14 protein-coding genes are annotated in these 17,328 nt (G+C 72.9%); 9 read left to right on the forward strand and 5 right to left on the reverse strand.

The window, feature by feature from the left end:
• Nucleotides 1-70: 70 nt before the first annotated feature.
• Nucleotides 71-1,111, reverse strand: a complete 1,041-nt coding sequence (gene ocd, locus AB3M81_RS18290; RefSeq protein ID WP_412905375.1) for an ornithine cyclodeaminase — start codon at nucleotides 1,109-1,111, stop codon at nucleotides 71-73.
• A 190-nt stretch (nucleotides 1,112-1,301) separates the two neighbouring features.
• On the opposite strand from ocd, the gene AB3M81_RS18295 reads away from it, so the two are divergent.
• The 3 genes from AB3M81_RS18295 (at nucleotide 1,302) to AB3M81_RS18305 (ending at nucleotide 5,380) form a co-directional block, all read left to right on the forward strand.
• Nucleotides 1,302-1,970: a TetR/AcrR family transcriptional regulator gene (locus AB3M81_RS18295; RefSeq protein ID WP_412905376.1), complete on the forward strand. Its 669-nt coding sequence runs from the start codon at nucleotides 1,302-1,304 to the stop codon at nucleotides 1,968-1,970.
• Nucleotides 1,971-2,255: 285 nt separating this feature from the next.
• Nucleotides 2,256-3,086: a formate dehydrogenase accessory sulfurtransferase FdhD gene (gene fdhD / locus AB3M81_RS18300; RefSeq protein ID WP_412905377.1), complete on the forward strand. Its 831-nt coding sequence runs from the start codon at nucleotides 2,256-2,258 to the stop codon at nucleotides 3,084-3,086.
• Nucleotides 3,083-5,380, forward strand: a complete 2,298-nt coding sequence (locus AB3M81_RS18305; protein WP_412905378.1) for an FdhF/YdeP family oxidoreductase — start codon at nucleotides 3,083-3,085, stop codon at nucleotides 5,378-5,380. The genes fdhD and AB3M81_RS18305 overlap by 4 nt, the downstream gene beginning before the upstream one ends.
• A 1-nt stretch (nucleotide 5,381) precedes the next feature.
• Here the strand turns inward: AB3M81_RS18305 and AB3M81_RS18310 are convergent, their stop codons facing one another.
• A complete protein-coding gene (locus AB3M81_RS18310; protein ID WP_412905379.1) occupies nucleotides 5,382-6,572 on the reverse strand; it encodes an MFS transporter in 1,191 nt (396 codons plus the stop codon).
• Between the two features lie 42 nt (nucleotides 6,573-6,614).
• Here AB3M81_RS18310 and AB3M81_RS18315 point away from each other — a divergent pair, with 42 nt between their 5' ends.
• The gene (locus AB3M81_RS18315) at nucleotides 6,615-7,247 is read left to right on the forward strand and encodes a trimeric intracellular cation channel family protein (RefSeq protein ID WP_412905380.1); all 633 of its coding nucleotides are present in this window, start codon (nucleotides 6,615-6,617) and stop codon (nucleotides 7,245-7,247) included.
• A gap of 22 nt (nucleotides 7,248-7,269) precedes the next feature.
• Nucleotides 7,270-9,066: an ABC transporter ATP-binding protein gene (locus AB3M81_RS18320; RefSeq protein WP_412905381.1), complete on the forward strand. Its 1,797-nt coding sequence runs from the start codon at nucleotides 7,270-7,272 to the stop codon at nucleotides 9,064-9,066.
• A 48-nt stretch (nucleotides 9,067-9,114) separates the two neighbouring features.
• Here the strand turns inward: AB3M81_RS18320 and AB3M81_RS18325 are convergent, their stop codons facing one another.
• The gene (locus tag AB3M81_RS18325) at nucleotides 9,115-10,755 is read right to left on the reverse strand and encodes a lipase family protein (RefSeq protein ID WP_412905382.1); all 1,641 of its coding nucleotides are present in this window, start codon (nucleotides 10,753-10,755) and stop codon (nucleotides 9,115-9,117) included.
• A gap of 41 nt (nucleotides 10,756-10,796) precedes the next feature.
• Here AB3M81_RS18325 and AB3M81_RS18330 point away from each other — a divergent pair, with 41 nt between their 5' ends.
• The gene (locus tag AB3M81_RS18330; protein ID WP_412905383.1) at nucleotides 10,797-12,254 is read left to right on the forward strand and encodes a phytoene desaturase family protein; all 1,458 of its coding nucleotides are present in this window, start codon (nucleotides 10,797-10,799) and stop codon (nucleotides 12,252-12,254) included.
• On the opposite strand, the gene AB3M81_RS18335 is transcribed toward AB3M81_RS18330, so the two are convergent.
• Nucleotides 12,217-13,245 carry a Gfo/Idh/MocA family protein gene (locus tag AB3M81_RS18335; protein ID WP_412905384.1) on the reverse strand — a complete coding sequence of 343 codons (1,029 nt, stop codon included), beginning with the start codon at nucleotides 13,243-13,245 and terminating at the stop codon, nucleotides 12,217-12,219. The two genes, AB3M81_RS18330 and AB3M81_RS18335, sit on opposite strands and share 38 nt — an antisense overlap.
• 33 nt (nucleotides 13,246-13,278) lie before the next feature.
• Between AB3M81_RS18335 and AB3M81_RS18340 the strand changes: the two genes are divergently transcribed.
• Together AB3M81_RS18340 and AB3M81_RS18345 are read left to right on the forward strand one after the other, a co-directional pair.
• Nucleotides 13,279-14,427: an acyl-CoA dehydrogenase family protein gene (locus AB3M81_RS18340; RefSeq protein WP_412905385.1), complete on the forward strand. Its 1,149-nt coding sequence runs from the start codon at nucleotides 13,279-13,281 to the stop codon at nucleotides 14,425-14,427.
• Nucleotides 14,427-14,918, forward strand: a complete 492-nt coding sequence (locus AB3M81_RS18345) for a DUF456 domain-containing protein (RefSeq protein WP_412905386.1) — start codon at nucleotides 14,427-14,429, stop codon at nucleotides 14,916-14,918. Before AB3M81_RS18340 ends, AB3M81_RS18345 begins: the two co-directional genes overlap by 1 nt.
• A 172-nt stretch (nucleotides 14,919-15,090) precedes the next feature.
• Here the strand turns inward: AB3M81_RS18345 and AB3M81_RS18350 are convergent, their stop codons facing one another.
• On the reverse strand, nucleotides 15,091-16,350 hold the full coding sequence (locus tag AB3M81_RS18350; protein WP_412905387.1) for an HNH endonuclease signature motif containing protein: 1,260 nt from the start codon (nucleotides 16,348-16,350) through the stop codon (nucleotides 15,091-15,093).
• A gap of 195 nt (nucleotides 16,351-16,545) precedes the next feature.
• Between AB3M81_RS18350 and AB3M81_RS18355 the strand changes: the two genes are divergently transcribed.
• Entirely contained in the window at nucleotides 16,546-17,250 is a 705-nt protein-coding gene (locus AB3M81_RS18355) for a VIT1/CCC1 transporter family protein (RefSeq protein ID WP_412905388.1), read from the forward strand.
• The last annotated feature ends 78 nt before the right edge of the window (nucleotides 17,251-17,328 follow it).

The raw sequence follows: 17,328 nt of genomic DNA on the forward strand, positions 1-17,328 counted from the left end.
CATCTCCACTAAGCCGGGAGGTCCTCCTCTTTCACAAGCCCCGTGTCACCAACGTGTCTGCCGAGTACACCTAGAGCGCGGGCATGAGGCGGTCCGCGGTGGTCAGCGCGAACAGGTCCTTCGGGTCGCTCGGCTCGGCGATGAGGTCGAGCCATGACACCAGGTCGGTCCCGGCGACGGCCCGGCGCGCGTACGACAGGGCCGCGAAGTCCTCGACCGCGAAGCCCACCGAGTCGAACACCGTGATGTCGGCGGGGGAGCGGCGCCCGGGCGCCTCGCCCGTGACGACCTGCCACAGCTCGGTCACCGGGAAGTCCTCGGGCACCGCCTGGATCTCACCCTCGATGCGGGTCTGCGGCTCGAACTCCACGAAGACGCCCGCGCGGTGCAGGATCGCGGGGTCGAGCTCGGTCTTGCCGGGGCAGTCGCCGCCGATCGCGTTCACGTGGACTCCGGGCGCGACCATGTCGTCGGTGAGGACGAGGGCGCGTTGCTTGTCGGCCGTGCACGTGGTGACGACGTCGGCGCCGCGCACCGCGTCGCGCGCGTCGGCGGCCACGTGGATGTCGAAGCCGAGCGGCTCGAGGTTGCGCACGAGCTTGTCCATCGCGGCCGGGTCGACGTCCCAGATCCGCAGCGAGCGGATGCCCAGCGCCGCGCGGAACCCGAGCGCCTGGAACTCCGACTGCGAGCCGGTCCCGATCATCGCCATGACGGCCGAGTCGGGGCGGGCGAGATGGCGCGCGGCCATCGCCGAGGTCGCCGCTGTGCGCAGCGCGGTCAGCAGCGTCATCTCGGCGACGAACGTGGGGTAGCCGGAGGCCACGTCGGCCAGCACGCCGAACGCGGTGACGGTCTGGAAGCCGCGCGCCGGGTTGGCGGGGTGGCCGTTGACGTACTTGAAGCCGTAGGCCTCGCCGTCGCTCGTCGGCATCAGCTCGATGACGCCCTCGCGCGAGTGCGAGGCGACGCGCGGCGTCTTGTCGAACTGCGGCCACCGTCGGAAGTCCGCCTCGATCGCGTCGGTCATGCCGGCGATGATCGCCTCGGCGCCGGTCTCGCGGATCCAGCGGGCGGTGGCGGCGACGTCGAGGAAGGGCACGTGACTCATGGGATCAACGGTACGGACGCCCCACGGCGCAAGACAATCGCGAAACCTTGCGGGTGTTCCGACGGATTCGAACGTGATGGCGGCTCCCACGCAACGATCCGCCGGTCCGGGTGAGGCGCTTGGTACTGGTGGGGTGAAAAACCCGGGAAAACGCCGCAAGGCCCGCCGTTGCAGGGCTAACCTGTGCCGCGTGACCGAGGAGAACCTGTCCCTGCTGCCGGAGCGGCTCGGCCTGCCCCGCGGCCGGGCGGCGCTGCCGGAGTCGCAGGTGGCCCAGTCCCAGCGCGGGCGCATCCTGCAGGCCGTCACCGACGAGGTGGCCGAGGTCGGCTACGCCCGCGCCACGGTCGCCGGCATCACGAAGCGGGCGCGGGTCTCGCGGACCACGTTCTACCAGGCGTTCTCCGACAAGGAGGACGCCTTCGCGCAGGCGTACCTGGCCGTCAGCGACCAGATCGTCGACCGCATCCGCGACCGGGTCGCCGACGTCGACGACAAGGCGTGGGAGGAGCGGATCGAGCTCGGCGTCCGCGCGCTGGTCGAGAGCCTCGAGACGATCCCGGCCTACGCCCGCAGCTACATGGTCGAGGTGCACGGCGCGGGGGAGCGGCTCATGCGCCACCGCGACGACGTCGTGGAGCGCCACTCGCGCAGCCTCGCCCGCGTCGCGTCGCTCGCGCGGGCCGTCGGGGAGCCGGTGCGCGAGCCCGACGAGCTCGAGGCGATCGGCGCGATCGGCGCCACCGAGGAGCTCGTGGGTCGCGCGGTGCGCAGGACCGCGCGGGGCGAGGACCTCGACCTCGACGGCATCGTGCCGCCGATCGTCACGATCCACACGGCCGTCCTCCGGGCTGACTGACCGTCATTCGGCCTCGAATGGCAGGCCGAAACACGGGTCGAAAGAAATCGTTGAAAACGTACACACATGTGTACCGGACGTGTACTTTTGTGCTGCGGCCCTCGTGAGACCACACCACATGAGGCAGCCGGGAGGGAGTGTTCGGTCCCCCAGCCGAACCGTCTGTCAGTGAGTCTGGCGTCCCCCGCGAACCCCCGATGGCGGGGGACGCCAGACTCCTCCCCGACGCCGCGCGCCCGCGCCACCGAACCTGCCCCGACGGGTCATCTGACCTACCGTGGAGCCATGACCAAACCCGCGGTGCGCCGTCGCGTCACCGTCATCAACGCGTCGGGCGCGCATCGCCGCGAGGACCGCCTGACCGGCGAGGAGCCCCTCGAGATCCGCGTGAACGGCCGCGCTCTCGCCGTCACGATGCGCACGCCCGGCCACGACGTCGAGCTGGCCCTCGGATTCCTGGTCTCGGAGGGCGTCATCACGCACCGCGGGCAGGTCCACACCGCGCGCTACTGCGCCGGCGCCACCGATGAGGGCGTCAACACGTACAACGTGCTCGACATCCAGGTCGGCGCCGGGGCCCACGTCGACCACCTCGCGCTCGAGCGGCACGGCGTGACCTCGTCGTCGTGCGGGGTGTGCGGCAAGACGAGCATCGAGGCGGTCACCACGAAGTCCGCGTTCGCCGTCCACGACGATCCGCTGCGCGTGGCGACGACCGCGCTGTCGGCCATGCCCGACCGGCTGCGCGAGGCGCAGCGCGTGTTCTCCCAGACCGGCGGCCTGCACGCGGCCGGCCTGTTCGACGGCCGCACCGGCGAGGCCCTCGTGGTGCGCGAGGACGTCGGCCGTCACAACGCGGTCGACAAGGTCGTCGGCTGGGCGCTCGAGCACGAGAAGCTGCCGCTCGCCGGCTGCGTCCTCATGGTCTCGGGCCGGGCCGGCTTCGAGCTGGCGCAGAAGGCGTCGATGGCCGGCGTGCCGATGCTGGCCGCCGTGTCCGCCCCGTCGTCGCTGGCCGTCGAGCTCGCCGAGAGCGCCGGGCTGACGGTGGTCGGGTTCCTGCGGGGCGAGTCGATGGTCGTGTACTCGCGACCGGATCGGGTGGAGGTGGCGTGAAGCGCAGCAAGGTGGTCGAGGACCCCACGGACGAGGGCATCGAGGTCGGTGAGCCGAAGACGTGGGCCGCGGGCCTCCCGGGCATCGTGCACGCGATGGACCACGCGCTCAGCGGCATGGGGGTGCGGCGCAGCCTCGCCCTGCTGAGCACGATGAACCAGAAGGACGGCTTCGACTGCATGAGCTGTGCCTGGCCGGACCCGAGCCAGCACCGCGCCGCCGCGGAGTTCTGCGAGAACGGCGCCAAGGCCGTGGCGTGGGAGGCCACACCCGTCACGGTGCCCTCGGACTTCTGGGCGCAGCACCCGGTCTCCGAGCTGGCCGAGCGCAGCGAGTACTGGCTGGGCCAGCAGGGCCGGCTGACCGAGCCCGTCTACAAGGCGCCGGGGCAGGACCACTACGCGCCCGTCTCGTGGGACGAGGCCTTCGCGCTGGCGGCCGACGCGCTGAACGCGCTCGACAGTCCCGACCAGGCCTCGTTCTACACGTCGGGCCGGGCGTCCAACGAGGCCGCGTTCCTCTACCAGCTGTTCGTCCGCGCGTACGGCACGAACAACCTGCCCGACTGCTCGAACATGTGCCACGAGTCCACGAGCGCCGCGATGGCCGAGACGGTCGGGGTGGGCAAGGCCACGGTCACGTACGAGGACTTCGGCAAGGCGGACCTCATCGTCATCATGGGTCAGAACCCCGGCACGAATCACCCGCGCATGCTGACGGCGCTCGAGGAGGCCAAACGCGGCGGCGCGTCCATCGTCGCGGTGAACCCGCTGCCCGAGGCCGGGCTCATGCGGTTCAAGAACCCGCAGAAGCCGCGCGGCGTGGTCGGGCGGGGGACGCAGCTGGCCGACCAGTTCCTGCAGATCCGCCTCGGCGGCGACGGGATGCTGCTGCAGGCCGTCATCAAGCGCGTGCTCGAGGCCGAGGACGCCGCGCCCGGCTCGGTGCTGGACCACGACTTCCTCCAGACGCACACGCAGGGTCTCGACGAGCTCCGCGCGAACCTCGCCGACCTCGACGAGCAGGCGGTGCTCGCCGCGACGGGGCTGACCAGCGAGGAGATCGACCGGTTCGCCGAGCGCTACCTGGCCGCCGAGCGCGTCATCGTCACGTGGGCCATGGGGCTGACCCAGCACACCGACTCGGTGTCCACGATCCGCGAGATCATCAACCTGCTGCTCCTGCGCGGGCACATGGGCCGCCCCGGCGCGGGCGCCTGCCCCATCCGCGGGCACAGCAACGTGCAGGGCGACCGCACGATGGGCATCTGGGAGCAGATGCCCGACTCGTTCATCGACGCCCTGCGCGACGAGTTCGGCTTCGAGCCCCCGCGCGAGCACGGGCTGGACTCGGTCGACACGGTCCGCGGGATGCAGCGTGGGGACATCCGGTTCTTCATGGCGCTCGGCGGCAACTTCGTCTCGGCGATCTCGGACACCGAGGCCGCGAAGGCGGCGCTGCGCGGCACGGCGATGACGGTGCAGGTCTCCACGAAGCTGAACCGCTCGCACGCCGTGACGGGCGACGCGGCCCTCATCCTGCCCACGCTGGGCCGCACCGAGATCGACCGGCAGGCCTCCGGTGAGCAGTTCGTGACGGTCGAGGACACGGTCTGCGCCGTGCACGCCTCGCGCGGCCAGGTCGAGCCCGTCGGCCCGGGCCTGCTGTCCGAGATCGCCATCATCAGCCGGCTCGCGCGCGCCACGCTGGGCGACCGCGTCCCGATCGACTGGCAGGCGTTCGAGGCGGACTACAGCCGGATCCGGCACCGCATCAGCCGCGTCGTCCCCGGCTGCGAGGACTACGAGCGCAAGGTCCGCACCCCGGGCGGGTTCGTCCTGCCGCACGGCGCGCGCGACTCGCGGACCTTCTCCACGCCGACGGGCAAGGCGATGCTGACGGCGAACACGTTCTCCCCGCCGCAGGCGCCGCCGGGACGGCTGCTGCTGCAGACGGTGCGCGCGCACGACCAGTTCAACACCACGATCTACAGCCGCAACGACCGCTACCGCGGCGTCAAGGGCGGCCGCGAGGTCGTGTTCGTGCACGCCGACGACCTCGCCGAGCGAGGACTGTCCGACGGCGACCTCGTCGATGTCCACAGCGAGTGGCCCGGCGAGCCCGACCGCGTCCTGCGCGGCTTCCGCGCCGTCGCGTACCCGACGGCGCGCGGCTGCGCCGCGGCGTACTACCCGGAGGCGAACGTGCTGGTGCCGCTGGACTCCACGGCGACGACCTCGAACACGCCGGTGTCCAAGGCCGTCGTCGTGCGTCTGGAGCCCGCGGCGGGCTGACTCAGTCCGCGGGCGCCGTCACGTGCCGCGGCAGGGACCGCGCCACGAGCAGTCCCGGCACGGCCCACGCGGCGAGGACCGCGAGCGCCGCCACGGGATCGCCGATCGCCACCTGCACCGTCAGCACGACCAGCACGGCACCGAGGTTCCCGGCCAGGAGCAGCAGCGCCGTGACCGTGCCCGCGCGCGCCGGGCCGACGTGCAGCTCGGACCACTCGAGCACGACCGGCAGCGTCCCCATCAGGGCGAAGCCGACCAGCATGAGCCCGCCGTACACGAGCCACACGGGCTGCGCGATCGTCAGGGCCACCATCACCGCGGCGAGGCAGCCGGTCGCCACCATCGCCACGGTCCGCCGCGCGTCGTGCCGGGCGGCCAGGCTGGGCAGCACGGCGGCGCCCACGACACCGGCGCCCGTCATGGCCGCGATGACCGGTCCGGCCAGGTCGCGGTGGCCGAAGTCGACGAGGATCGCGTCGAGCCACGTCGCGATCGCGTTGTAGGCGCCGAAGCCGAGGAACAGCAGGCCGGCCAGCCGCCACACGAGCGGGTCCGAGCGCAGGAAGCCCAGCGGCGTGCGCTGCGCGTCGGTGGCGTGAGCGGGCGCGCGCAGCGACAGCAGCACGAGCGCGGCCGACAGCACCGCGAGGACGGCGTGCGAGACGAGCAGCAGGCCGAACCCGCCCCTGTCGACGAGCCAGGCGGACGTCAGCACCGCGACGAGGATGCCCGCGTACTGCGCGCCCGCCGCGATCGAGATCGCGGCGGTCTGCTCCCGTGGGGGGAAGTGCCTTGCGGCGACCTTGGTCAGCGCGCTCAGCACGAGCGGCTGCCCGATCGACATGATCACCTGGCCCGCCAGGATCACGCCGTAGGACGAGGGATCGAGCGCCCGCACGACCGCGCCGGCGGCGGTGAACAGCGCCCCGGCCGCGAGCGCTCGCTCGTACGAGCGGTCCATCCAGCGGCCCGCCGGGATCGCCAACAGCACGAAGGCGGCGGCGTTGACGACGGCGAGGTCGCCGACCGCGCCCTCCGAGACGCCGAGGTGGTCGGCGGTGCGCGTGGTCACCGAGGCGAAGGTCAGCCACAGCACCTGCGTGGTCATGACGAGGGAGGCGAACGCGGCCAGCGCGGGCCACCGGAACGCATGGACGCGCGCCGCGTGGTCGGCGCGAGGGGGGCGGGCCATGCTGCGCACGCTACGGCCCGGAGCGCCCCCTACGGTGGAGGCGTGAACGTCGATCCCCTCCGTGCCGCCGAGATCATCGGGATCGTGGCCTTCGCGGTGTCGGGCGGGTACGCCGCGGTGCGCGCCGGCATGGACTGGGTCGGCGTCCTCGTGCTGGCGGTCGTCGTCGCGGTCGGCGGCGGCACCACGCGCGACCTGCTGCTGGGCATCGAGCCCGTGTGGTGGGTGACCGCGCCCGGCGACCTCGTCCTGGCGATGGTGACGGCGGCCGTCGTCATCGCCGTCGCGACGCTGCACCCGCAGTCCAAGCCCGACACGTGGCGCACGGTCCTGTACGCCGACGCGGTGGGCCTGTCCGCCTTCACCGTGATCGGCACGTCCATCGCGCTCGACCACGACGTCAGGCCGTGGATCGCCGTCTTCTTCGGCGTCATCACCGGCACGGGCGGCGGCGTCATCCGCGACGTGCTGGTGCGACGCAAGCCGCTCATCCTGGTCGGCGAGATCTACGCCCTGGCCGCCGCCGCCGGCGGCGTCCTGTACGTCGTCCTGCGCGGGCTCGACGTCGAGAGCAGCGTCGCCGCCGGGTGCGGCGCCGCGCTCATCCTGGTGGTGCGCGTCATGGCGATGCGCTGGCACTGGGCCCTGCCGCGGTTCCCCGAGCCGCACGCCTGAACCCACCCCCGAGGAGAACGTGATGTCCGAGCGCGCCCACCGTGCGCCGTTGGAGGAGCTGTGGCGCCGGTACCGGCGGTACCGCGGCCGCCTCGTCCGAGCGGTCGTGCTGTCGACCGTCAACAAGGTCGCCGACATCGTCCCCGAGCTGCTCATCGGCGCCGCCGTCGACGTCGTGGTGCGCGGAGACGACTCGTTCGTCGGCGACGTGCTGGGCGTCGAGTCGCGGTTCGCCCAGCTGGGCTGGCTCGCCGCGATCAACGTGGTGGTCTGGATCGTGGAGTCGGCCTCGCAGTACCTCGCTGCCGTCGCGTGGCGCGGGCTCGCCCAGTCGGTCGAGCACGACCTGCGCGTCGAGGCGTACGACCACGCGCAGCGGCTGGACGTGCACTGGCACGAGGGGCGTCCGCAGGGCGCGACGCTCGCGACGATCAACGACGACGTCAACCAGCTCGAGCGGTTCCTCGACCTCGGCGCGCCCGCGATCCTGCAGACCGCGCTCAACGTGCTGCTCGTCGGCGCGGTGTTCGCGGCCGCCTCGTGGGAGCTGCTCGTGCTGGCGTTCCTGCCGATCCCGCTCATCGTCTTCGGGTCGCTGTGGTTCCAGCGCCGGCTGCAGCCGCTGTACGCCGCGGTGCGCGAGCGCGTCGCCGAGCTCTCGGGCCTGCTCGCGGCGAACCTCGGCGGCATCACGACGATCAAGGCGTTCACCGGCGAGGACCGTGAGCGCGACCGGGTCGAGCGCGCGTCGGCCGCGTACCGCGACGCGAACGTGGACGCGATCCGCTCCTCGGCGGCGTTCGTGCCGCTCGTGCGCATGGCGATCCTCGTCGGCTTCACGTGCACCCTGCTGTTCGGCGGCTGGGCCACGCTCGAGGGCGACCTCGAGGTCGGCCTGTACTCGGTGCTCGTGTTCATGACCCAGCGCCTGCTGTGGCCGCTCACCGAGATCGCCGAGATGCTCGACCTCTACCAGCGCGGTCGCGCCTCGACCGCGCGCATCCTGGCGCTGCTGGACGAGCCGATCACGGTCCCCGCCGGCGACGTCGCCCTGCCGACGCCGGTCGCGGGCCGGCTCGAGCTGCGCGACGTGCGGGCGGGCTACGCGGACGGCCCGGACGTGCTGCACGGGATCGACCTCCTCGTTCCCGCGGGGGAGACGCACGCGATCGTCGGGCCGACCGGCGCGGGCAAGTCGTCGCTGCTGCGCCTCATGCTGCGGTTCGACGACCCGCGGTCCGGCGAGGTCCGCCTCGATGGCCGCGACCTGCGCGAGCTCGAGTGGGAGTCGCTGCGCGGCTCGATCGGCTACGTCTCGCAGGACGTGTTCCTGTTCGCCGGCACGATCTCCGAGAACATCGCGTACGGCCGGCCCGACGCGACGCGCGAGCAGGTCGAGCACGCGGCCCGCCAGGCCGCGGCGCACGACTTCGTCGCGGCGCTGCCCGGTGGGTACGACACGTGGGTGGGGGAGCGCGGCGTCACGCTCTCGGGGGGCCAGCGGCAGCGGCTCGCGCTCGCCCGCGCGCTGCTGCGCGACCCGGCGGTGCTGATCCTCGACGAGGCCACGAGCGCCGTCGACAACGAGACCGAGGCCGCCATCCAGCAGTCCCTGCGCACCGCGACGCGCAACCGGACCGCGATCACGGTGGCGCACCGGCTCTCGACCGTCCGCCACGCGCACCGCATCTGGGTGCTCGACGCGGGCCGCATCGTCGAGTCGGGAACCCACGACGAGCTCGTCGCCGCCGGCGGCGCGTACGCCGCCCTCTGGCACGTGCAGACCGGCGAGGTCGCCACCGGCGCCCGCGACCTGTAGCGGGCTCCGGGCGCGGAACGCCACACGTCCGTCCGGCCGAGTCGGAGCTCAGCAGGTCGTGGTGGTGGGCTTGGAGGCGAAGCGGTCGGCCGTCCAGGTCAGCAGCTCCTCGACGAAGGGGCTCTCCTCGCGCAGCAGGTCACCGTGGCCGCGGCCCTCGTACGTCCGGTAGTCGAGCGACTGTCCCGCCTCGCACCGCTCGCGCACGTAGGCGTCCTGCAAGCGCTGGGTGACGACGCGGTCGCTGCCGCCCTGCGCGATCAGGACGGGCGCGGCGATCGCGCCGGTCGCGTCGTTCTCGGCCAGCCGGCGGGCCAGGCCGCCCTCGTAGAGCGACCCCTTCACGAACCGGTCGGCCATGATCCGCGCCTGCGCGAGCGACACATGCTTGACGCGTGACCGCAGGCAGCGGTCGGCGATGCGCTCGAGCGGGATGCGCGCGCTCGCACGCACGTGGTCGCTCGCGTGCACGTCGTCGTACGTCGCGTCGTACGCGGCCAGCGCGTAGGCCACGAAGATCGTGCCGACGGGACGCCGCTGCAGGTCGCGCAGGAACGTGGTCGGGTTGCTGACGGGCGACATCGCGGCGACGCCCGCGAGGGGGACGTCGGGCGCGTACTCGGGCTGCGACATCGCCGTCCACAGCGCCGCGTGGCCGCCCTGCGAGTGGCCCCATACGGTCGTGCGACGGCCGAGGTTGAGCTGGGGGATGCGGCGCGCGGCACGGACCGCGTCGAGCACCGAGCGAGCCTCGCCCGAGCCGATCAGGTACGGCTGCACGCCGCGGGTGCCCAGGCCGGCGTAGTCGGGGGCGACGACGGCCCAGCCGCGGTCCAGGGCGGCGTGGACGGCGTCGACGCCGCCCGCGCCGATCGTGTGGCGGGTCTTCAGGCTCGGCGCGCAGCGGGGACGGAAGCCGGTCGTGCCGTGCGCCCAGGCGATCACGGGGGCGCGCCCCATGAGCTCGTCCCGCGGCACGGCGACGAGGGCGCTGGCCACCGTCGGCTCGTCGTCCGCGCGCGTGGTGCTGTAGAGGATCCGCCACGCGCGGGCGCCGTCGGGGACGTCGGTCGTGAACGGCTCGGCCTTGAGCAGCAGGCCCGGGGACCGGGGCGTGTCCGGGGGAGCCGCGTAGAAGCCGTCGGGCCGCGGCGCGGACGACACGACCCACACGGTGCAGCCCGCGAGGACGACCGCGGCCGTCAGGACGACCGTCGCCGTCACCGGCGTGGGCACGGTGACCCGCGGGAACGCGAGCAGCACCAGTCGCAGCCCCACCAGGACGCCCATGGCGAAGACGGCGACGTCAGGCCACGCCAGCGCGAGGACGCCCAGCACGACGAGCCCCACGCCGAGCGACCGGTCGGACCACGTCGGTCGCCGGAGCCGCTGCAGACCGCCTCCGATCAGGATGGCGCCGAACGCCCACGTCAGCAGCCGCACGCCCCACAGCGGCTGGAGCGCCAGGACGAGCGCGCCGACGAGCAGGGCCACCCCGACCGCCCGGTCGCGGCGGCGGTCCGCCGTGACCAGCTCGTGCCCGCCCGTCAGCGCGATCCCGGCCGTCGTGACGAGCAGCAGCGCGTCGACGCCGGTGAGGGGCCGGACCACGAGGAGCACGCCGAGCGCGACCGCGGCGGCCGCGAGCACCGGGCGGACGCGGCGGTCGTCGGGGGTGGCGGGGCGCATGACCTCCCACGGTAGACGCATCACCGTGCCATGATCGGCAGATGGCGCGTGCGGTCGTGGTCGGCAGTGGTCCCAACGGTCTGGCCGCCGCGATCCGGCTCGCGCAGCGCGGCGTCGAGGTCACGGTGCTCGAGCGCTCCGACCGTGTGGGCGGCGGGACGCGCACGTCCGAGTCCACCCTGCCGGGCCTGCTGCACGACGACTGCTCGGCCGTCCACCCGATGGCGGTCCTGAGCCCCTTCCTCGTCTCGCTGCGGCTCGAGCGGCACGGCCTGCGGTGGCGGTGGCCCGAGATCGACCTCGCCCACCCGCTCGAGGACGGCCGGGCCGGACTTCTGTCGCGCGACCTCGACGTGACCGCCGCCAGCCTCGGCGCCGACGGGGATGACTGGCGCCGCCTGTTCGCGCCGCTCGCCCGCGACCTCGACGCCGTGCTGACCGACATCTTCCGCCCGCTCCAGCACGTCCCGGGGTACCCGCTCGCGCTCAGCCGCTTCGGCCTGCGGGCGCTCGCGCCGGCGACCTCGTTCGTGTCGCGCTGGACGGATCCGGCGGCGCGAGCCCTGTTCATGGGCTCCGCGGCGCACGCCTTCGGTCGCCTCGACCTGCCGCTGAGCGCCTCGGTCGGGCTGCTGCTGACGACCGCCGGGCACCGCGGCGGCTGGCCGGTCGCCGAGGGCGGCTCGCGCGCGATCTCCGACGCGATGGTCGCCGTCCTGGCCGAGCTCGGCGGGATCGTGCGCACGGGTGTCGACGTGACCCGTCTCGACACGCTCGCGGACGAGGCCGGCGGCGAGCCGGACGTGGTCCTGCTCGACACCTCGCCGACCGCGGCCGTCGCCATCGCCGGGGAGCGCATCGCGCCGCGCGTCCGCCGCTCGCTCGAGCGCTACCGCTACGGCCCGGCGGCGTTCAAGGTCGACCTCGCCCTGGACGGCCCCGTCCCGTGGACGAACCCGGACGTTCGGCGGGCGGGCACCGTCCACGTCGGCGGCACCGCCGCCGAGATCGCGCACGCCGAGGCGATGACGAGCCGTGGCGTCATGCCCGCTCGGCCCTTCGTGCTCGTGGCGCAGCAGCACGTCGCCGACCCGACCCGCTCGCGGGACGGTCACGTCCCGGTGTGGGCCTACGCGCACGTGCCGCACGCGTGGGAGGGTGACGCGACCGAGGCGATCCTGGGCCAGGTCGAGCGGTTCGCGCCGGGCGTGCGCGACCGGGTCGTCGCGGTCGCGGCGCGCGGCCCGGCCGAGCTCGAGGCGCACAACCCGAACTACGTCGGCGGCGACATCGGCACGGGCGCGAACGGCCTCACCCAGCTGCTGGTGCGGCCGCGGCTCGCCGTGGACCCGTACCGGCTGGGGGAGGGGCTGTACCTGTGCTCGGCCGCCACGCCGCCGGGTGCCGGCGTGCACGGCATGTGCGGCTTCCACGCGGCGGAGTCGGCGCTGCGGGACCTGCCTACTCGCCGGGCAGCACGACGCCCAGCCGGCTCCTGACCTCGTCCATGAGGCCCATGACGCGCAGCGTCTCGCTCCACGGCAGGAGCGGGGACTCCCGCCGGCCGTCCTCGACGAGGCGCGCGAGCTCGGCCGCCTCGTGGCGCAGGCCCAACCGGGCGTCCGCCTCGTCCGCGTGCCACGTGTCCACGACGCGGCCTGTCGGGTCGACGAGGCGCAGCTCGCTCGGCCGGTAGAAGTGCCGGGCGAGCTCGATGCGGGCGGTCGTGCCCGCCACGCTGCCGATCGTCGCGGTGCTGGCGGACATCGTGGCCGAGAGCGCGGCGATCGCGCCGGAGGCGTCCCGGAGCGAGATCGTCTCGTGCTCGTCGACCCCGAGCGGCGTCAGGGTGCCGACCGCGGTGATCTGCTCGATGTCGGGCAGCAGCATCGCGGCGAGGTGGATCGGGTAGACGCCCAGGTCCAGCAGTGCGCCGCCGGCGAGCTCGGGCCGGGACAGCCTGGCCGGCCCGTCGGGGTAGAGCAGCTGTCCGTGGTCGGCCTCGATGAGCCGCACCTCGCCGAGCAGCCCCTCCTCGACGGAGCGGCGGATCACGTCGTACCCGGGCAGGAAGCGCGACCACATCGCCTCGACGCACGTGACGCCGGCCGCGCCGGCGGCGTCGATCACCTCGCGGGCCTCGGCGGCGTTGCGGGTGAACGCCTTCTCGACGAGCACGTGCTTGCCGGCCGCGATCGCGAGCAGGGCGTGGGCGCGGTGCTCGGAGTGCGGGGTGGCGACGTAGACGGCGTCGACCTCGGGATCGGCGACGAGGTCCTCGTACGAGCCGTGCGCGCGGGCGATGCCGAACCGGTCGGCGAACGTGCGGGCGCGCTCCAGGTCGCGCGATCCGACGGCCACGACCTGCTGTCGCGTGCCCTCGAGCAGCGCGGTCGTCATCGTGGTGGCGATGCCGCCGGCGCCGAGGACGCCCCACCGCAGGACGGGGGCGTCGAGGGGGTCGGGCGTGCGCGGCGCGGGCAGGCTCATGCCCGCATGGTAGGGCGATGGCAGGATCGGGGCATGGACCTGACCCTGAACGAGGACCAACGCGGCTTCCGCGCGCTCGCGCGCGAGTTCCTTGACAAGGAGGTCGTGCCGTATCGCGCCGAGTGGGACCGCGTCGAGTCGGTCGACACCGCGATCATCCCCAAGCTCGGCCAGATCGGCTTCCTCGGGCTGACGATCCCCGAGGAGTACGGCGGCATCGGTGGCGACTACGTCACCTACGTGCTCGCGATGGAGGAGTTGGGCCGCGCGGACTCCGCGATCCGCGGCATCGTGTCGGTCTCGACGGGCCTGTTCGGCAAGTCGGTCCTGCAGTTCGGCACCGAGGAGCAGAAGCAGCGCTGGCTGCCGGGGATCTCGTCGGGCGAGCTGCTCGGCTGCTTCGGCCTGACCGAGCCCGACAACGGCTCCGACGCCGGCAACCTCAAGACGCGCGCGGTCCGCGACGGCGACGACTGGGTCATCAACGGCTCGAAGATCTTCATCACGAACGGCACGTGGGCCGACGTGGCGCTCGTGTTCGCGCGCACCGGCGGGCCGGGTGCGAAGGGGGTCTCGGCGTTCCTCGTCCCCACGGACACGCCCGGGTTCGAGGCCACCGAGGTCAAGGGCAAGCTCGGCCTGCGCGGCCAGGCCACCGCGGCGCTCTCGTTCGACGACGTGCGCGTGCCGGCCGACACCCTGCTGGGCGAGGAGGGCCAGGGCTTCCGCATCGCCATGACGGCCCTCGACAAGGGCCGCGTCGGCATCGCGGCGAGCTGCACGGGCATCGTGCAGGGCTGCCTCGAGGCCACGGTGGAGTACGCGACGGCGCGCGAGCAGTTCGGCAAGCCGATCGCCTCGTACCAGCTGGTGCAGGACATGATCGCCGAGATGTCCGTCGACGCGGACGCCGCGCGCCTGCTGACGTGGCGCGCCGCCGACCTCATCGAGCGGGGCGAGCGGTTCAGCGTCGAGGCGTCCAAGGCCAAGCTGTTCGCGTCGGAGGCGGCCGTGAAGGCCGCGAACCTCGCGATCCAGGCGTTCGGCGGCTACGGCTACGTGGACGAGTACCCCGTGCAGAAGTACATGCGCGACGCGCGCGTCATGACGCTGTACGAGGGCACGAGCCAGATCCAGAAGCTCATCATCGGCCGGTCCGAGACCGGCATCAGCGCGTTCTGATGGAGGGCTTCCTGCTCGACCTGCTGGTCGGGCTGGCGATTCTGTTCGGCCTCGTGGGCGCCATCGTGCAGGTGGTCCCCGGCGGCCTGGTCGTCGCCGGGGCCGTCGCGATCTGGGGCGTCGTCACGGGCGGCACGCTGGGCTGGTCCGTCACGATCCTGGCGGTCGTGCTGGCCGGGCTGGCGATGGTGCTCAAGTACCTGCTGGCGGGCCGGTACCTGCAGCGGCGCGGCGTGCCGAACCGCAGCATCATGATCGGTGCCGTGCTCGGCGTCATCGGCTTCTTCGTCATCCCGGTGGTGGGGCTGTTCGTCGGCTTCGTCGGCGGCACGTACGTGGCCGAGCTGCAGCGCCTGCGCGACGAGCCCGCGGCCCGACGCGCCACCGGCCACGCGCTGCGCGGCGTCGGGATCTCGATCCTCGTCGAGCTGACCGGCGCGCTCGTCACCACCGGCATCTGGCTCGCCGCCCTCCTCGCGACCCGCCTCTGAGCCCCCGGTGATCGAGTGCCGGGCGAGCGCTAGCGAGACCGGTGTATCGAGATCACGCCCGAGGAGTCGGTGGTTTCGATATGCCGCTCCTTCGTCGCGAGCTACTCAACCACCGGGGCGGGGTCCGGTGATCGAGTGCCGGACGAGCGCTAGCGAGACCGGTGTATCGAGATCACGCCGAGATGGGCAGGGGTCGGTACCGAGTGTTCTGCACCCACTCGCCGCGGATCTTGAACTCGGGCATCCCCTCCGTGAACCGAATCGGTATTCCGACGTTGTGCACGTACCGGTGGTGATGAGCACACAGCAGCACGCCGGAGTCGGTGTTGGTCGGTCCGCCTTCTGACCACGGGATCGCGTGGTGGGCCTCGCACCATCCCGGTGGCCTGTCGCATCCGGGATAGGCGCACCCGCCGTCACGTTGCGCGAGCGCCAAGCGCTGCGCCTCGGTGTGGAGTCGTTGGGCTCGTCCGACGTCGAGTGGTTGGGACTTTCCGTTCATGACCATCGGCAGGATCGCCGCGTCGCAGGCGAGTTTCCGTAGTTCGCTCGCGCTGACCGGGGTGCCGAACTCGGTCACCCCGGCGCGGTCGCATTCACCGCGCAGGGTCTTCTCGTCGACCGTCACGACGAGCGTGGCGGCGACGCCGCCGTGGTTGCCGTACGCCTCCCGCGGCAGGTGGCGGACGATCTCGGCGAACGCCTCGCCCGCCTTCTCTGTCGGGGCGAGCGAGCCGTGCGGCTCGCTCTGCTTGCGCGGCGCCGTCTTCGATTCGATCACCGCACGCAGGACGTCCGCGGTGAACTGGTCGGTCTTGCCGCCGAACGGCACGAGGCCGGTCTCCTCATCGGGACGGCCGATCCAGAACTCCGAGAGTCGCCGCTGCGCGTTCTCGTCACGCTCCAGCCGGTCGTTCTCGATCCGATCCGCCCGGGCCACGTCCACCACCTCGACCGCGCGACGAGACTTCCGGCGGAGCTGCTCGGCCGACATCACCTGAGCCGCCTCGGTCAGGTCCGCCTCGACCCGGTCGCGCTGCTCACGCGTCAGATCCGACGGCAGGTCCGCCAGCGCACGCGTCACGATCGCGGCCTTCTGGGTCGACATGCCCGGCTTGGCCAACGCGTCCTTCACCCGCGGCGCCGCCTCGATCCGCTCCGCCAGGCGCACCTGCTGCGCCGCCTCACGACGCGTCACCCCCGCCTCACGCGCGATGAACCCGGTCATGTCGACCGCATCGGTCGTCTTGTGGGCCTGCTGCCGGTTCGCCTCAGCCAGCAGCGCCATGTGCAGAGCGTCCGCCTCGCGGCGCAGCGCCTGCACGGCGGCCGCCTCCGAAGCGAGGTCGGCGGGAGACAAACTCGCGAGGTCACGAGCGCGCGCGTCAGCCAGGAACCGCTGCCCTGACTGGAGCCCACCGATGACGTTCACGAATCCCCCGATTCACCCGAACTGATGTTCTGAGTTTACCGCATTGGGCCCAATGGGGCAAGCACTTTCGTGATCTCGATACACCGTCTCGCTGCGCTCGCCGGCACTCGATCACCGGGCGCGCCGGCACTCGATCAGCGGGGGGTGGGGGGTGAGCCTGTCCTGACCGGACCGGTGTGGGCCTAGTCTGCGGACATGACGCATGAGGAGCCGCACGGCGGGGTGACGTCGCAGAAGCTCAACTGGCTGCGCGCGGGCGTGCTCGGCGCGAACGACGGCATCGTGTCCGTGGCCTCGCTGGTCGTGGGCGTCGCCGGCGCGACGAGCGACACCGGCGCGATCGCCACCGCCGGCACGGCCGCCCTGGTCGGCGGCGCCGTGTCGATGGCGCTGGGCGAGTACGTCTCGGTGAGCAGTCAGCGCGACAGCGAGCGGAACATGATCCGCGTGGAGCGGCGCGAGCTGCGCGAGGACCCGCAGGGCGAGCTGGAGGAGCTCGCCGAGATGCTGCAGGAACGCGGCATCTCGGATGCGACGGCGCGGCAGGCGGCGCGTGAGATGACGCAGCACGACGCGCTCGCGGCGCACCTGGAGGTGGAGCTCGGGATCGACCAGGAGGACCTGGTCAGCCCGTGGCACGCCGCGTTCTCGTCGGCGATCGCCTTCACGCTCGGCGGCCTGCTGCCGCTCGTGGCGATGCTCGCGACCGACGTGTCGTGGCGCGTGGGCGTCACGATCGTGGCCGTGCTCATCGCGCTGGCCATCACCGGCTCCACGGCCGCGCACATCGGCGGTGGCCCGAAGGTGCGGGCCGCCGCGCGGCTCGTGCTGGGTGGCGCACTGGCCCTCGCGCTGACGTACGCGATCGGCAACCTGCTGGGGACGACCGGCGTGGTCTAGGTGTAGTTCCCCGTGAGGTTGTGAACGCGGTCTGAGGGCGTGAGGCCGCCGATGCCGGTGTGGGGTCGGTGGTGATTG

Origin of the sequence: Aeromicrobium jepli (assembly GCF_047246605.1) — a bacterium.
GTDB lineage: Bacteria > Actinomycetota > Actinomycetes > Propionibacteriales > Nocardioidaceae > Aeromicrobium.

Excerpts from the sequence above, each read along its gene's own strand:
- AB3M81_RS18320 (WP_412905381.1), top strand. The coding sequence starts at position 7,270 with ATGTCCGAGCGCGCCCACCGTGCGCCGTTGGAGGAGCTGTGGCGCCGG.
- AB3M81_RS18355 (WP_412905388.1), top strand. The coding sequence starts at position 16,546 with ATGACGCATGAGGAGCCGCACGGCGGGGTGACGTCGCAGAAGCTCAAC.
- AB3M81_RS18340 (WP_412905385.1), top strand. The coding sequence starts at position 13,279 with ATGGACCTGACCCTGAACGAGGACCAACGCGGCTTCCGCGCGCTCGCG.
- fdhD (WP_412905377.1), top strand. The coding sequence starts at position 2,256 with ATGACCAAACCCGCGGTGCGCCGTCGCGTCACCGTCATCAACGCGTCG.
- ocd (WP_412905375.1), bottom strand. The coding sequence starts at position 1,111 with ATGAGTCACGTGCCCTTCCTCGACGTCGCCGCCACCGCCCGCTGGATC.
- AB3M81_RS18310 (WP_412905379.1), bottom strand. The coding sequence starts at position 6,572 with ATGGCCCGCCCCCCTCGCGCCGACCACGCGGCGCGCGTCCATGCGTTC.
- AB3M81_RS18335 (WP_412905384.1), bottom strand. The coding sequence starts at position 13,245 with ATGAGCCTGCCCGCGCCGCGCACGCCCGACCCCCTCGACGCCCCCGTC.
- AB3M81_RS18330 (WP_412905383.1), top strand. The coding sequence starts at position 10,797 with ATGGCGCGTGCGGTCGTGGTCGGCAGTGGTCCCAACGGTCTGGCCGCC.
- AB3M81_RS18345 (WP_412905386.1), top strand. The coding sequence starts at position 14,427 with ATGGAGGGCTTCCTGCTCGACCTGCTGGTCGGGCTGGCGATTCTGTTC.
- AB3M81_RS18325 (WP_412905382.1), bottom strand. The coding sequence starts at position 10,755 with ATGCGCCCCGCCACCCCCGACGACCGCCGCGTCCGCCCGGTGCTCGCG.